Consider the following 16,347-nt stretch of genomic DNA (forward strand, 5'->3'; position numbering starts at 1 on the left):
AGGGGATGGTATTTTTGTCACGAACAGGGGAAGAAAACACAAAAAAATCCCGGGAGAGAAAGATAATTTTTCGCGGTTTTCCAACATTTGTAGCGCGGTAAAGGCTATATTAAAAATTTATTGAAAATAATTCGCATTCATATTAAACGACGCAACCTCATTTTTTCTAAGGCAAAATACAAGTGCCCTTCATGTCACCTTTTTCTGTGCGCGCACGCGTTCTCGCGGCAACGGCGCTTACACTTTGTGTTGTTCCATCAGTGCATGCTGAAGCAACGCAGGTTGATAAAAACAAGCAGAAATCAACTGTTCAGGCAGATGAACAAATCGTAGTTAAAGCTGCGCGACGCAACCAGATGGAAGTGCTGTCTGGTGGACAACTCGGCGCGCTGGGGAATCAGAAGGGCATTGATACGCCGTTCAACATTCGCAGCTACACTTCGGCCCTGATCCTTAACCAGCAGTCCCAGACATTGGGCCAAGTGCTCGAGAATGATCCATCAGTCCGCACGACGTACGGTTACGGGAACTTCTCTGAGCAATTCATTATCCGTGGCTTTCCTGTCTATGGAGATGACGTCTCTATTAACGGGCTATACGGTATCGTGCCGCGGCAGCTCGTGTCACCACAGCTCTATGATCAAGTACAGGTTCTAAACGGGGCTAGTGCGTTCTTGAATGGTGCTGCACCGGGTGGCTCATCACTGGGTGGTAACATCAACCTTATTTTCAAACACGCGACCAAAGAGCCAATCAAGCGCCTCACGGCAGATTATGAAAGCTCAGCCATGGGCGGTGGTGCTCTGGATGTAGGGCAGCGTTTTGGCAAGAATCAGCAGTTCGGCTTGCGCTTTAACGCGAGCGGAAAGAGCGGCCAAACGGCCATCCGTGACGAGCGCAGACATTCCGTGGCTTTGGGGCTTGGTGCGGATTGGCACAGTCTCGATAATGCTACGCGTATCACTGTGGATGCAGATTACGAGAACCAAGGCGTCCGCCAAGGACGTCCCGGTGTATTGTTAAGCTCCAGCCTCACAAGCTTGCCGCGTGTTCCTTCAGCTTCGCATAACTACGGCCAGCCTTGGACTTATACCAACCTGCGCTACTTCTTTGGTATGGTGAATGTCGAACATGATTTCTCAAAATACCTGACAGCGTATGCTGCGCTTGGTGGTTTGAGCGGTCGTGAAAGAGGGGATTACTCGTCTTTGACAGTGACCAATGCGGCAACGGGCGCAGGCACAAACGGTTCAATGTATGTCCCGTACAACCAGAGTAACCTCAGCGCACGCGCAGGTGTGAGAGCGCACTTTGAAACGTGGAACATCAAGCATGCAGTGAACGCTGGTTGGTCCGGTCTGTGGTCAGCTCAGGATACGGCTTACGCATTTGCTTTGACGTCCAGAAGCTCAAATCTGTACACGCCAACATATTATGCGCAGTCACAGCCACAGACCTTTATAGGTGGGAATGTTAACGACCCACAGCGTAATGGTTATACACGCTTGAACAGCATTTTCTTCTCGGACACGCTCTCCGCGTTGAACGGACGTATCGCTGTGACAGGTGGTTTCCGTTACCAGAAGATGCTGATCAACAGCTACGGTTATGGGGCGTCGTTTACGCAGTACACGGCTGATGCGGTTACGCCTGTCGTAGGCGTAGTTGTGCATCCGATCCGCAACACGTCGCTTTATTTCAATCGCATCGAAGGGCTGTCCCAGGGGCCACAAGCTACGGGTAGCGTCGTTAATCTCGGTCAGGTTTTCCCGCCATATAAGACGGTACAGTACGAAGCCGGCGCCAAGTACGATATCGGACGTTTCTACACAACCTTGGCGTTCTACCAAATCTCGAAGCCAAACGCTTATGCAGTGCCGTATGGCTCGACAGGGCAATCTATTTTCTCTGTTGATGGATTGCAGCGCAATCGCGGCATTGAATGGACTGTTAATGGCGAAGTCATGAAAGGCTTGCGCTTCAACGGTGGTACTTCGATCATTGCAGCCGTGCAAAAGCGCACAGCGCAAGGTGCTTATGATGGTAAGCGGGCGATTGGTGTTCCCGGATACAACATCAACGGTAACATTGAGTACGACCTGCCATTCCTGAAGGGCGCGACCGTTACCGGTCAGGTGATTCACACGGGTCACCAATGGGCGAACAACGCAAATACCCTGCGGGTGCCGTCTTGGACGCGTTTCGATCTCGGAACACGCTATACATTCCTTGCAGAGCGTAAGCCTGTCACGGTTCGGTTTGGTGTGGAAAACATTGCTAACAGAAGCTACTGGGCATCTTCGTTCGGTGGTTACCTGCTACAGGGTTTGCCACGTACCTACAAAGTATCCCTCACAACAGACTTCTGATGTTTGGTAGCCAGTACCGCAATATGCGGTACTGGATTTAATATTTTTAAGATTTCACCCGATGTTTTACGGTAATATTTCGGCCTTTCATCATGCCGTACCAGTATAGTCGGTGGAAAACCTGAGTTTTCAGGAACCATGCAAAGCGGCTCGGTTTGCGTTGGTCGTAGGGCATGCTGGGGGCAACTTTACCTCCGTAAACAAACTCTGCCAAAACAACCTTTCCGTAAGCGACTGTCAGAGGGCAGGCGCCATAGCCGTCGTAGCTGCCTTTAAACGGTTTGCCATCAAGCGACGCGATAAGATTTTCTACAACGACAGGTGCCTGCTCACGCACAGCTGCTGCTGTTTTGGCGTTTGATGTTCCCATGACATCCCCCGCACCAAAAATCGTATCGTAGCGTGTGTGCAGGAGTGTCTCTGGGTTTACGTCAAGCCAGCCGCTGGAGTTGGCCAGCGGGCTTGATTTAACAAAATCAGGTGCGCTCTGCGGTGGCGTTACATGCAGGAGATCGAAGGAGCGTGTTACGGTTTCTTCGGTCCCGACAATTTGGAAAGTGGCTTCGCGCTTTTCGCCGCTTACCTTGATGAGGTTTTCTTTTTTGCGGACATGCACACCGTAGTAATCCATTTGGTGCTGTAGGGTCGGGACCCAGTAAGGCACACCGAATAGCGCATCTCCCGCAAGGCAAAAACTGACTTCCGTGTTGTGCAGTGAACCTTCTTGACGCCAATGGTCTGAGGCAAGGTAAACGATCTTTTGCGGCGCACCTGCGCATTTAATAGGCATGGCAGGCTGCGTGAAAATAGCCTTGCCACCATCAAGGTGTCTGATGCACTCCCACGTGTAAGCGGCTGTTTCGCGGGAGTAGTTCGACGTAACGCCGTTTCGCCCTAATGTCTCGGTCAGTCCTTCGATTTTGTCCCAATCGAGTTGAAGGCCAGGGCATACAACAAGGCGGCGGTAATGTACCGTGCGGCCATTCTCAAGCGTAACATTCATACCCTCGGGGTCGAAGCTGCTTACTCGGTCACGAATCCATGTGACGCCGCGCGGAATCAGCCCTCCCTCTTGGCGGAGCGTACGGCGCAAGGGAACGACACCTGCCCCGACGAGCGTCCAAGCTGGTTGGTACGCATGTGTGGTTGAAGGTTCAACAATGGCTATGGATAGGTTGGGGCGGTGCTTCTTCAGCAGGGACGCGATAGAAATACCAGCCGCACCACCGCCGACGATAACGACGGTGAAGCGATCTTCAGATGATGTGGACAAATCAGCCATGATCGAAACTCCGAAAGATCGAAAAGACCGAACTGCCCAGACAGAGTGAAGGAGTTACTTGAGGCGGCCTAGGCGCTCGGCGAGAAAACTATAAAACGCCTCTGCGTCGATTTCGTCCACCCACAAAGCGTTTGGAGTGCGCGTTGTTACGGACCAGTAGTCCACAATACTCTGGCCAAGGCAAAGAGGGGCAGTGCATTCGATGGTAACATTGCAGTGGCGGCCGCTGAAAAACTCTGGGCGAAGCAGCCACCCCAGAGTGAGCGGATCATGAAGGGCACCACCTTCCCAGCCGTATTTCATTTTCTCAAAACGGTCCTCTGCCCCAAGCATGCGAGTCACCATTTCACCTACGGGGGTGTGGAGAGCTGCAATGGGGGCGAGGCGTTTGGGTGTCGCTATAGCGCGGTGGGTGACATCCAATGGCAGTAGCGTAATTGGACGCCCGCATTTCATCACGATATCTGCTGCGTCAGGGTCCACGAAGAAGTTGAACTCTGCCGTGGGTGTAATATTGCCGCCTTCACGTTGTGCGCCACCCATCGCGACAATCTGTTCAATCCCGTTTAGGCATTCTGGTGCGCGGGTGAGTGCAGTAGCGATATTTGTTAAAGGCCCGAGGCATACAAGCGTGATGGGGCTACACGCGCGTGCAGCCGCCGTCAGACGCTCAATCAGTGCATCAACGGCATGTTCTGGCTGTGGTAGCAAAACGGGAGGGGGGAGATTTGCTCCGCCCATGCCCGTTTCACCGTGCACATTCGCTGCGTAAATTGGCTCCTTGCGGAGCGGACGTTCTGCGCCAGCGTAAACGGGAACATCTGTGCGCTTTGCCAATTCCAGCAGCGCGCAGGCGTTACGCGCAGTTTGCTCCACGGCGACGTTACCAGCCACGGTCGTGATGGCGTCTACCGTAAGCTCTGGAGAGGCCAGAGCAAGCAGGATAGTAACCGCATCGTCTTGACCGGGGTCCGTATCAATAATGATATGGCGGGGGGATGAGGCCATGGAGCGTTTTCTTTCGTTATGTTTTAGGCGTCGGCGTTGTCGTCTTTGAACCAGACTTCAACTGGGCCTGTGACTTTAAGGGTCATCGGGCGGCCCTTGCGGTCCATTGTCTTACCGACGGATAGACGTACCCAGCCTTCGCTGACGCAGTATTCTTCAACGGTGGTTTTTTCTTCGCCTTTAAAGCGCACACCAACGCCACGAGACAAAAGCTCTTCGTTGTAGAATGGGCTGTCGGGGCTAGCGCAGAGGCGGTCTGGAGGCGTATCGCTCATTTTTCATTCCTGAATTATGGTGTGTCGTTCCTCTCTCTAGCGCCCAAGACGCTACTCTCCAAGCCATCAACGTCTCGTCGTGAACGTTTCTAATTGCTAGTGTCGGTTCAAGATCATCGAGGATTGCTGAAAATCATGGGTGTTTGCCGTTCTGTGAGGCGCTCTACAGTGCGCTACTTGAGTGGGTTTGCGATGGTGTGTCTGGCATCGTGCACACAACAACAAGAGGATGCACCGATAGAGATTTCGGCTCCTGTGTTTGCTGGACAGGCACTGCGTGTTGACCATTTGGCAAATGGTGCAAGCCGTTCTGGCTGGCGCCTTACATATCGAAGTCTCGATGGCCGTGATTCGCACCAGATTGTGCGTGTTTCAGCTCAGGTTTTTATTCCCCACGGTACGCCCCCCGAAGGCGGTTGGCCTGTACTGGCTTGGGCACACGGCTCAAGAGGGTTGAGCCTGACTTGTGCACCATCCGTGATGGGGGAAGGTGTTACAGAGCAGGCATTTTTTGATGAATGGTTGCGTCAGGGGTATGCCGTTGTTGCCACGGACTATCAGGGTTTGGGTGAAGCCGGGCAGGTTTTGTTTATGCATGCCCGCTCTGAGGGGATGAATGTGCTTGATTCTGTGCGTGCAGCGCGGAGTCGTTTCTCTGAACTGTCTGACAGTGTGTTGCTCTATGGTCATTCGCAAGGTGGACAAGCTGTCCTAGCTGCCGCTGCTCTGGCCCCTACTTATGCGCCGGGCATTAAGGTACTGGGCGTGATGGCCGCTGCGCCACCATTATTGGATGAGCAGGGCTTGAAGGAGCGTCTGGCTGCTTCGGGCTTTAGTGCGGCATCCACTCTGCCGGTCATGATGTCTTTGGCACAATCTGCGGGGGATGCGGGTCAGGACATGAAAGGCGTGTTCACGGAGAGGGGTAAAGCTTTTGGTTTCAAAGCACGGAACGAGTGCATTGAAGACTTCGCTCCCGCTGTGCACAAAGCTGGTTTGACGCCAAACACGGCTTTTACACCCGTTGCGGCTCAAAAATTTGCCGCTTTGGCCCGAGGGTGGACTGCCTATCCGTCGGCGTCCATCAAGGTGCCAGTGCTAATCGGTACAGGTATGAACGACCATCATAATGCTCCGGCTGAGCAAGACAGGTTGGTGGGTAGTTTGTGCCAGGCTGGAAGCACCGTCCAGCACGTGCGCCTAAACGGTATTAATCACTTCGGCACGCTTCACGGCATGCAGCGAAATGCTGAGAGTTTTGCGGCAGATGTCAGAGCCGGGCGTATGCCGACCAGCGTTTGCTCGACTCAATGAGAGTACTCGTATCGGGGGCAGCGTCAGGAGTCGGACGTGAAGTAGCCCGTGTTTTGGCGCGGCCGGGTTGTGTTTTGTTTCTGACCGATGTGCAGGCCGATGAACTGGCCGTTACGCGTGCATTGTGTGAAGCGCGCGGTGCAGAGGTGCAGAGCTTCGCAGCTGATATCCGAGAGCGTGCAAGGCTTGCTGAATGGATTGGCAATGCCATCACGCTTGACCATGCTTTTATCTGCGCGGGCATTACAGGGGGGCGTCCGCCCTACGACGATCAGGGCATAGCTTTGGAGCGCGAAGAGCGCGTCCGTGCGATGCTAGAGATTAACGTCGATGGGGTATTTAATATTTTCTATCCAACCATCGCCCTGATGCGCCGCCGGGCGCCTGACCGGCGGGGCCTGCGCGGCCGTGTCTGCGTTATGTCGTCTGTTGCAAGCTTTGTGTCTTACCCGGGCACGCCATCTTATTGTGCATCCAAAGCTGCTGTTGATCGGTTTTTTGTTTCCACGGCACCATCGCTGGATGCTTTGGGTATTACCCTGACGTCGGTGTGCTGCGGCTTTATCAAAACGGGCATGGTTAAAGGCAATCGCTTCCCAATGCCGGGATTAGTCCCTGTAGATATTGCTGTCGCGCGTATTTTGCGCGGGGTTGCTCAAGGCAAAAGGCGTGTAATTTTCCCCCTATGGTTGGCAGCAGGGTCACGGATAGTGGACATGTTGCCTGCGCGCTGGGCAGAGCGTTGTTATATGCGACAACCATCCGCGCAAGCAGAGGGAATGCCAGACTTCTAAAGAGGCATTCGTGATAGAATTCATAGATTGAATATGATGTATTGTGTCTAATTGGTAATGACAAAAAACGAGCCGTTAGGGCTATAGATATTTTATGAACTTCTGCCGCATTTTTATTGATCGCCCTGTTGCAACAACGCTGATGTCATTGGCAATTTTTGTTGCAGGAATTATTTGTTATCCATTGCTACCCGTTGCGACGATGCCAGATATGGCATCAACGGCCATTATGGTGGTTGCCACTCAGCCCGGAGCAGATCCTGAGCAAATGGCAACTTCTGTCGTTGGCCCTCTAGAGCATCGCTTGGCGGGGCTGGCTGATTTGGAATCGATTGAATCGGAGACAAATCAGGGTTCGAGCAGTATTTTTTTAAACTTCTCATCCTCACGTAATTCGGATGGCGCCCTGCGCGATGTCCGTGCTGCGTTGCGCGCTGCACGGATAGACCTGCCACAAGGTACTTTGGATGGGGACCCGGAAGCTTTCAAATTAGATGGCAGTGGTTTTCCTGTTTATTTGATGAGCCTGACATCAAACACCCTGTCACAGGGAGAGTTGTACGATATCGCTCACGTCAACGTAGACCCTATTTTATCGGAAGTGATGGGTGTCGGGCGTGTTGAAGTAGTGGGAGCGTCCAACCCGGCAGTAAGGGTCGAGATCAATCCGGGCCCGCTCTACCGTTGGGGGATAGGCTTAGAAGATATTCGGTCTGCTTTGGCATCGGCCAATGCTTTTACGCCGAAAGGCTTTATTGACAGTCGGGGTCAACGCATGACGTTGGCGACAAACGATCAAGCTTTGAAAGCCGATGACTATAAAAACCTGATAATTGCGTATCGGGACAATTTTTTCCCTGTACGGCTGAGTGACGTCGCTACTGTTCGAGATGATGTTCAGGATGTGTACCAAACGGCGTATTTAAATGGCCAAAAGGCCGTTACGCTTGTTGTGAACGCACAGCCTCACGCTAATACTGTAGCGATTGTAAATGGCATCAACGCCCGTATGGCAAATTTGCGGGCATCCTTGCCTGTGCAGGTCCAGTTGCGTGTCGGTTTGGACACATCGCGGTCCATCCGTGCCGCATTGTTGGATGCCAAAGAAACACTGTTCATTTCAGTTCTGTTGGTCGTGCTTGTTATTCTGCTGTTTTTTCGGCGTGTTAAGGCAACCATTATCCCCGCAGTGACTGTCCCGCTTGCCCTTTCGGGTACGTTGGCAGTGATGGCCATGTTTCACTTTTCGCTCGACGTATTGTCCCTCATGGCGTTGACGATTGCCGTCGGGTTTGTGGTGGATGACGCGATTGTCGTGTTGGAAAACATTGCCCGGCACATGGAGTTGGGGGTAAACCGCTACGAGGCGAGCATACGCGGTGCGTCAGAAATTGGTTTTACCGTTCTGTCGATCAGTGCGTCGTTAATTGCGGTCTTTATTCCTCTTTTATTTTTGCCCGGTACTGCTGGCTCAATCATGTTTGAGTTCTGCATGACCATGATTGCAGCAATTGTCATATCCATGTGGCTGTCTTTGACATTAACGCCCATGATGTGCGCCCGCATGCTGGAAGTCGAACATGGTGATGCAGACGCAGGTAAAAACCGTTTTGTCCAGCGAATAGCCGCAGCAACGGCTTGGGTTCTGGATGGCATGGCGGCGCTTTATGCCCGCTCCATGCGCTGGTGTTTGCGGCACCCGATTTTGGTGGGCATGACGCTACCTTTAAGCTTTGTTCTTCTTATTTTTGTTATTTCAGTTTTGCCTAAAGATTTTGTCCCTCAGCAAGATATTTCGCTTGTGGGAGGGACAATTCAAGGCGACCCGACCATGTCTTTTCAAGAACTTGATCGGCGCGTGAGAAACGTCTCTGATATCCTTAACAAAGACCCTGACGTTGTGTCGGTTACGGCATTTACGAGCAGTAAAAATGCCGCAGATTTTTACATCCACCTCAAAGATAAGAGCCAGAGAGTTCCGGTCGAAACAGTGCTCGAACGGATTAGAAAATCTGTTCCAGTGGACCCTGGAGCAGAGGTCATGTTCTGGAATCAAGGGGGTGGCAATCAGGGTGGTAATAGTCAGAGCAATACGGGCAATTACCGCTACGTCTTGCGCGGTGAAAACGTTGCCGATTTATCGGATTATATTCCGAAGCTTATGTCCTATCTGCGCGACTCTGGGCATTTTACAAATCTGTCGTCACCGACGGAGCACCAGTCTATTTCAACCGTCGTTTCTGTACGGCGTGAGACGGAAGCACGTTATGGTGTCACTCCTCAGCTGATACAGCAGGCACTGTATGACTCATACGGCCAGAGTATTGTCTCGACCATTCATTTGCCCATGACAACGCACCGTGTCGTTATGGTGTTGGCTCCCCAGTATAAAGAAGATCCGCATCAATTGCGTACCCTTTGGGTTTCAACTTCGGCAGGGACAGCAGCGGGCGGCATTGCGTCGAACCTCATTCGTGTGCGCGAAACGGGTGGGACAGAAAGCGCTTTTAATTCACGGGCTGCAGCCTCTATTCAAAATGCTTTAGCTAACCGCTTATCCGGTACGAGTTCTGCGGGTTCAGCCGTTTCATCATCGACAGAAACAATGGTGCCGTTGGAAAACGTTGCGCAGATTTTACAGCGCGAGGCACCGTTAGCCATTGTCCATCGGGCGGGCTATTTTTCTGAATCCTTTTCGTTCGACCTCAAGCCCGGATTTGCGTATTCGGCAGCCACAAAGTTTATTGAGCAGGCTCTCAAAGAAACTCACGCTCCTAGAGGCGTCATGGGCGAGTTTACGGGGACTGCAGGCGACACATCTAAAATGCTCGTAAATGGTTTGCTAGCCATCTTGGCAGCCATAGCGGTGATGTACGTCGTCTTGGGTATTTTGTATGAGAGTCTAATTCACCCGATAACAATTTTATCAACACTGCCTTCCGCAGGTATTGGCGCGGTGCTTGCCCTTCTTGTTTCTGGTAACTCGTTTAATCTTGTTGCCATGATTGGAATTATACTTCTAACGGGTATTGTAAAAAAGAACGCTATTTTGGTTATAGATTTTGCAATAGAAGCCGAACGCAAACATGGCCTAAGCCCGAAAGACGCTATTTACCAAGCGTCTATCACACGTTTCCGCCCTATTATTATGACATCTTTGGCAGCTGCCTTAGGGGCTGTACCGTTGATCACGGGAAATGGTTATGGCGCTGAGATGAGAGCACCTTTGGGTGTTTCTGTATTGGGTGGAATGATCGTTAGTCAGTTGCTTACATTGTACACGACACCAATCGTTTATTTGTGGATGGATCGTATTGGTCGCCTAGGAAGTCGCATCTTGAAATATTTTATTGGGAATAAGAAAACACGAACAACACCGATACAACTAGAGAGTTAAAATAGCTTTGATTGTTTCAGTACGTTTTTTCGATTGTCTGTAATTGAGGTCTAGTTATACTTTAGAGGGTAAAGGAACTATTTTTACCGTTTTTAGATAGGGGCTATAAGGGCTGATGACGGATAAAGACCTCGCCACATCCTCACAGGAAACGCCAAAAGCGGTCACGCAAGATGACGGCCCCTATATAGCTCCCCCTTTAGTGCCGGTCGTGCATGCAGACCGTAACGTTCGGTTTGATTTTAACGACGGCGCACGTGTGATGGTGCCAGAGGTCGACCCCAAAGAGGGTCAGTGGCATGTCTGCCTCTCGGATTATGAAACGGGAAACGCGCTGTTCAACGCGCCCCTTCAGGCGGGTATGGTTTCCTCGACCAAGAAATATTTTGTCCCATTTAAGGTTGAGGTCGTTTTCATCCACCCCGATGGAACACGGACACAAGTCGTCTCTCATTCGATGGATGTGAGGGGGCAAGCTGTATTGGTGCAGCTTCCCGTCGGGACATTAGGGGATACGTTGGCTTGGCTGCCTGCGGTAACGCGTTTTGCACGTGAAACAGGCGCCAGAGTGACATGCAGCGTATCGGACATCATTCTACCACTTGTGCAGGATGCCAATAAGGATATCACGCTTGTTGGGCATAATGTCGCGAAGTCCAAGCCGGATTTCTCCAGTCCGTTTTATGCGACCTATCGTATAGGCCTCTTTTTTACGGACAAGGACTGCGTCTTCCAACCAACGGATTTCAGGCATGTTGGCTTGCACAGAACTGCGGCGTATATTTTGGGAATTGATCCTTGGGACGACACTCCGCCAGTTCTAACAATTCCTGATGGCGATACAGCACCTATTGAGGGGCCTTATGTCGTAATTGCCACTCAGGCGAGCACTCAATGCAAATATTGGAACAACCCGGCAGGTTGGCATGAGGTTATTAGCTTTTTGAAGAAGGCTGGCTACAGGGTTATATGCATCGATAAAGATGCCTTTCATGGTACGAGTTACGTCTACAATCATATCCCGCATGGTTGCGAGGACGAGACAGGGCCGCGGCCATTATCCGAACGTGCACGCTGGCTCAAACACGCAAGTTTCTTTATAGGGTTGTCCAGTGGTTTGGCGTGGTTAGCTCATGCTGCGGGCACTCCTGTCGTTATGATTTCAGGTTTTACCCATCCAGATAATGAGTTTTCCACGCCGTATCGCGTCATCAATTGGCACACGTGCAACTCGTGTTGGAATGATCCCCAACACCAGTTTGACCACGAAGACTTTTTTTGGTGCCCTCGCCATAAGGGGGGGGAGCGCCAATTTGAGTGCACACGTCTGATTACAGGGGTGCAGGTTATTCGTACGATACGCCGCTTGATGAGAGACCGCTCCTTGCCGGGGGCGGAAGATCAACAAACGAATGCTGCGTGACCAAGAATGTCTATGTCTGAAACATCATCCCTCCCTGAAATGCCCATTTGCGTTGCGGCTTTGTATAAGTTCGTACCGATTCAAGATTGCCCGTCCGTCCAAGCACTTTTGAAGCAAGACGGAGATGCGTTGGGTATTCGGGGTATATTGCTTGTCGCGCCAGAGGGATTGAACGGCACGATCGCAGGCACGGATGAAGCCATTACTAATATCTTGACGCGCATTCGCTCTTTACCGGGATGTGCCGATATTGAGGTAAAATTCTCACGCGCACCGGAGCTGCCTTTCCGCCGTTTCAAAGTACGCTTAAAACGCGAAATCGTAACAATGGGCTGTCCGGACATTGATCCGAGGCATAGCGTCGGTCATTACGTAAAGCCGGAGGATTGGAATGATCTAATTTCCGACCCGGATACGATTTTGATCGATACGCGTAATGATTATGAAGTCGCTATAGGCACTTTTAAAGGCGCGGAAGACCCTAAAACGACCAGTTTTCGAGAGTTCCCGGAGTGGTTCCGCCAGCGTCGCGCAGCCTTGGAGGCGGAGGGACGCACACCCAAAATTGCGATGTTCTGCACGGGGGGATCCGGTGTGAGAAATCGACAGCTTTTGCCCGCTCGGAAGGGGTAGATGATGTTTACCATCTACAGGGCGGAATATTGAAATATCTCGAGACTGTACCGCAGGAAAAAAGTCTGTGGGAAGGTGCGTGCTTTGTTTTTGACCAACGCGTCGCAGTGGAGCATGGGTTGGAAATCTCGGAATATGATTTATGCCATGCGTGCCGACGTCCGATTTCAGAGGCTGATAAGGCATCGTCTTTATACGTCCAAGGGGTTGCCTGCCCTCATTGTCATAACGAGCGTTCAGAGCAGCAACGCCACCGCTACTCGGAGCGGGAAAAGCAAGAGCGCTTAGCCCAAGAACGTAAAACCGGGCATTTAGGCGTCTCTCAGAAATAATTTTAAAACTCTGAGTGGACACGCCCGCCAAAAATTGAAACAGGTCCGCGGTCCATATTGTACGCTGGGTTTCCAACCCATTGGTAATCCAGCGTGATATGGCCGATATTGGAAACGGCGAGGTCATAATAGGCTTCAACGATATGCTCATTGCCGGCATGGGGCAGTATGCCATCGCCGACGAGCAGGCCGGTCCCACCTGCATTTAGGTATTTTTTACGAAGACCAGAGGCCGCGTTCATGACGTAGGCTAAGCCAATTCGGTCATTTTGCCGGTGCCATGCTGCGCCGTCCAAAGACGCTCCGCCCGCTAGCGTGCGGTCGATGTCCGTAAATTCATAAGATTCGTAGTGACCGTCAGCCCAACCGGCACGCAGAAATATGGCGATATTGGCTGACAGGGATTGCTCAAGTGTCATGCTAACCCCAGGGCGGTTTCCCATTTTTCGGACGTCTGCGGTACTGGCCGGGGTGTTTGTTAAAGCGCTTAACAGCAACGCATCTTTAAAGCGGCCCATATGTGCATGGCTGTTGAATGCCGTAAGGAGTATTTTTCCAGGCAGTGAGCCGATTGAGTGCCGTTCTTCCAGTTCTTCATCAATCTGAAAGTTTTTAAAGCTTGTGTCGGTATCCGGGCTGTTCGGTATCACAGACATAAGGAACAGGCCGGAGCGCAGTGTCCAACGGCCTTGGAACCATTCTGTGGCAATACCTGTCGTATAGCCCCAAGAATCCGCAGCGTAATCAAAGGTGCCAGTGTCGATAAGAGACCAATTCAGGAAGTCTGACCGCGGATCATGAGCATATGTATTATTATCGTACAGGTCAGGAATTGAAAATTTGCCAGCAGTTATAACCAGTCTGTTGGAAGATTGGTGGATCGAAAACTGATTGAGATCGGAGGGAATTTTTTCTGTCGTTCCAGAAAAATTAAACGTTTGCCGAAAAAAAGCGCGCTGTACCCTGAAATAGGGAGTGCCCCTCCCCAATTTGTAGGCTTCGCCGCTCGAAAAGCCTGCTATTCCCAGTGTGTTACCAAGCCCGAACCCTTGGTCTACTTCACCATTCACCCAGATTTCCCCTCCTTTCCAGGGGTGTAGGCCCGTGAAGAGCGTGAGGTCCCAGGTTTCTGCCCCGCGCGCTGCGGGCTTTAGGCTTTGTGGTCCGGAGTAGGGCGCATTAAATGTGTTATGGCCCTGCCACACCAGTGTTGATTGGGCATGCAGGGCAAAAACATCGGTGGTTTCGAGCGTATCGGGCACCGCATCAGTTGTTTGTGTGAGGGGTGATGAGGCTGGAATGGCCTTTACTTTTTGTCCGAACGCTAGGGCCGCAAATAGACCCAAGCAAAGCACGGGCCTGGGGCAGACCCTGCGCTGCTTAAGCCGCTTTTTCATCGGCGGAGTAGAATGTAATTCAACGTCATATCAAATTCGAAGTGGTCACCCTTCATATTAGGTGGCGGCGGAGGCAGATGTGCGCCCTGGAAAGTACTGGTTAGCCCGGCGTCTAATGAATAAGAGCCAGAAGATCCGATAAGGCGTACGGTTTTAACCCGGCCATATCGGTCAAGTACGACATGTACAGAAGAGGCACCATCTTCCCCATTACGGGCGGCGTCTTCCGGATAATAGATATGGGCTTTGATCCAGCGGTCAATTTCGCCGGCATAATCTTCGCTGATGCCACGGATAGATGTGCTGGTTTTAAATGGTGCGTTGATCTGACCATTCATGCTGAGCGGCCCGATCGACATATCGATGGGACCGCCCGAACCTGCGGGACGCCCACGATGATGAGGGCGAGGGGATGGCTGTTCGCTAAAGCTCAAATCCATTGGATGCGCAAATGGGTTGTTCGCTGCACTGCTGGACGCTTTGCGGTGGTGTTGGTGCCCACGCTGGGAACGAGCTTGGGCGCTTGGCGCGTGGCCAGGTGTCACTGGAGCAGTTGTTGGAGGGGTCTGGGTCAGCTCTGCGGAGTGATCCTGTTCCAACTGCGGGGCTGAAGGTTGATCTGGTGTAGGAACAACGGTTGAAGGTGCCGTCTCAGCGTTGTCCGAATTTGTCTCTGATGGAGGTTCAGGCGAGGGCGCTTGTGCGCTCGGCGGTGGTTCTCCACCACCTTGGTCTTGGGAGCGCGGTCCTTGCATGCTGTGTTTGGCTGGCGGTTGGTCAAAAACCATTTCAACCTGAGGCTCTGCGCCACTTGCGCCACCTGAAAGCTGTTGGTGGGGCCATAAAAGCAGCGTGAGAAGAGCAGCGTGCAAGGCCGCAGAAAAGCAAAATGGTCCAAGCAGTCCTGCTTCAACAAAAACCTGCCGACGTTCCATCGGTGTAAGGACAGAGCGTACGGCTATGCTTGGCTCAGCGTAGTCACGCAGCCGTGTCCTCGACCCTGCCGGAGGGAAATTCCGGTATGGTGCAGCCTTAGCAGTGCTTGGTGTACCGAAGAACTGTGGTTCTTTGCGATCGTCGCGCTGGGAGGCGTGCAAAATAGGGCGGCTCATACGGGTTGGCGGCGTGTCGGTTGCGTCCGGCCAGTTGCGATGTTTCTCCGGTGGCGGGAAAGCAGCGCAGGTGCTGGTGCGGTCGGGTTTTCGGTGCGGCCTTTTGACAGCCAGGCGGGAGGTTCAGGTCGGATCACGCAACACCATAGACAGGTCTGTGCGGATTGAGGAAGCCCGAAACCCGCGGAGATGAACGTTTGGAGATGTTTATTCGTTCAGGAGAAAAGGCGTCATGACCGACAAAAAAGCCTTTGGTTGGTCAACATGAAGCCAGTGTCCTGCATCGGGCAGAGTTTGAATGAGAGCTTGTGGAAACAGGGCTTTGATAAGAGGGTAGTGCTGTTCCTGTACATAAGGGGAGTTCTCACCGCGGAGGAAGAGAGCAGGCCCAAGGTAAGGCTGGGTCGATGGCGCTTCCCATCCTTCGATATGGGCAATTTCTGCAGCCAATGCATCGAAGCCTATAGCCCAGCCCGGTTTCTCCCCAAGTTTGAGATTTTGGCACATCAGCTCTGAAACAGCGCGGCTACCGGTAATCGGGTCAAGCAGGGTAAGTGCCTCTTTGCGTTCCAGATGATCGGGAAACGTAAAGGATTTAAAACGCTCAATCATTGCGCTTTGGCCGTGGCGCGTTGGTGCGGGTGCCATGTCAGCTACAAATAGTCTCTGGACACGCTCAGGCGAGGTCAGGGCAAGTTGCATAGCCACTTTTCCCCCCATGGAGTGTCCAACGATTGAGAATTTTTGAATGTTCAGAGCATCCAGCGTTTCGAGCACATCTTGTGCCATTGCTGCGTAAGATACGGGGCCGTGTGGGCTATCACCGTGATTGCGCAAATCCGGTGCAAGTGTACGGAAAGTTCCAGCAGTCGCACGCTGTAGGAAACCCAAGTTGCGTGCCCGTCCGAAAAGACCGTGCAGAAAAACGACTACGGGGCGATGTTCGGGGGTGTATCGCCGTCGGTCCGTTCGATGACCTGCAACTTCATAAAGAACCTTCTGTAGAGACAT

At 52.1% G+C, this 16,347-nt stretch carries 11 protein-coding genes and 1 pseudogene; 6 read left to right on the plus strand and 6 right to left on the minus strand.

Annotated elements, in window-relative coordinates; genetic code table 11:
• The first annotated feature begins 191 nt into the window (after positions 1–191).
• Positions 192–2,369 (plus strand): TonB-dependent receptor, encoded by a 2,178-nt coding sequence (locus tag D5366_RS05355; RefSeq protein ID WP_141492601.1) that lies wholly within the window; start codon positions 192–194, stop codon positions 2,367–2,369.
• Positions 2,370–2,415: 46 nt separating this feature from the next.
• Here the strand turns inward: D5366_RS05355 and D5366_RS05360 are convergent, their stop codons facing one another.
• The 3 genes from D5366_RS05360 to D5366_RS05370 are packed head-to-tail and all read right to left on the minus strand — an operon-like array spanning position 2,416 to position 4,934.
• Positions 2,416–3,651 (minus strand): NAD(P)/FAD-dependent oxidoreductase, encoded by a 1,236-nt coding sequence (locus D5366_RS05360; protein ID WP_141492602.1) that lies wholly within the window; start codon positions 3,649–3,651, stop codon positions 2,416–2,418.
• Positions 3,652–3,705: 54 nt separating this feature from the next.
• Positions 3,706–4,659 (minus strand): nucleoside hydrolase, encoded by a 954-nt coding sequence (locus tag D5366_RS05365; RefSeq protein WP_141492603.1) that lies wholly within the window; start codon positions 4,657–4,659, stop codon positions 3,706–3,708.
• A gap of 23 nt (positions 4,660–4,682) precedes the next feature.
• The gene (locus D5366_RS05370) at positions 4,683–4,934 is read right to left on the minus strand and encodes a DUF3297 family protein (RefSeq protein ID WP_141492604.1); all 252 of its coding nucleotides are present in this window, start codon (positions 4,932–4,934) and stop codon (positions 4,683–4,685) included.
• Between the two features lie 135 nt (positions 4,935–5,069).
• Here D5366_RS05370 and D5366_RS05375 point away from each other — a divergent pair, with 135 nt between their 5' ends.
• The 5 genes and pseudogenes from D5366_RS05375 to trhO all read left to right on the plus strand — a co-directional run bounded on the left by D5366_RS05375 (position 5,070) and on the right by trhO (position 12,827).
• Positions 5,070–6,248 carry an alpha/beta hydrolase gene (locus tag D5366_RS05375; protein WP_141492605.1) on the plus strand — a complete coding sequence of 393 codons (1,179 nt, stop codon included), beginning with the start codon at positions 5,070–5,072 and terminating at the stop codon, positions 6,246–6,248.
• On the plus strand, positions 6,245–7,042 hold the full coding sequence (locus D5366_RS05380; RefSeq protein ID WP_141492606.1) for an SDR family NAD(P)-dependent oxidoreductase: 798 nt from the start codon (positions 6,245–6,247) through the stop codon (positions 7,040–7,042). The genes D5366_RS05375 and D5366_RS05380 overlap by 4 nt, the downstream gene beginning before the upstream one ends.
• Before the next feature lie 94 nt (positions 7,043–7,136).
• Positions 7,137–10,439, plus strand: a complete 3,303-nt coding sequence (locus D5366_RS05385; RefSeq protein WP_141492607.1) for an efflux RND transporter permease subunit — start codon at positions 7,137–7,139, stop codon at positions 10,437–10,439.
• 115 nt (positions 10,440–10,554) lie between these two features.
• Entirely contained in the window at positions 10,555–11,862 is a 1,308-nt protein-coding gene (locus tag D5366_RS05390) for an autotransporter strand-loop-strand O-heptosyltransferase (RefSeq protein WP_141492608.1), read from the plus strand.
• A 6-nt stretch (positions 11,863–11,868) separates the two neighbouring features.
• A pseudogene (gene trhO, locus D5366_RS05395) lies at positions 11,869–12,827 on the plus strand (oxygen-dependent tRNA uridine(34) hydroxylase TrhO).
• Between the two features lie 2 nt (positions 12,828–12,829).
• On the opposite strand, the gene D5366_RS05400 reads toward trhO, so the two are convergent.
• The 3 genes from D5366_RS05400 to D5366_RS05410 form a co-directional block, all read right to left on the minus strand.
• The gene (locus D5366_RS05400; RefSeq protein ID WP_170211053.1) at positions 12,830–14,173 is read right to left on the minus strand and encodes a carbohydrate porin; all 1,344 of its coding nucleotides are present in this window, start codon (positions 14,171–14,173) and stop codon (positions 12,830–12,832) included.
• Positions 14,174–14,220: 47 nt separating this feature from the next.
• On the minus strand, positions 14,221–15,336 hold the full coding sequence (locus tag D5366_RS05405; RefSeq protein ID WP_141492610.1) for an energy transducer TonB: 1,116 nt from the start codon (positions 15,334–15,336) through the stop codon (positions 14,221–14,223).
• A gap of 207 nt (positions 15,337–15,543) precedes the next feature.
• A complete protein-coding gene (locus D5366_RS05410) occupies positions 15,544–16,347 on the minus strand; it encodes an alpha/beta fold hydrolase (protein WP_240775359.1) in 804 nt (267 codons plus the stop codon).

This window comes from Neokomagataea tanensis (assembly GCF_006542335.1).
In the GTDB taxonomy this organism is placed as follows: Bacteria; Pseudomonadota; Alphaproteobacteria; order Acetobacterales; family Acetobacteraceae; genus Gluconobacter; species Gluconobacter tanensis.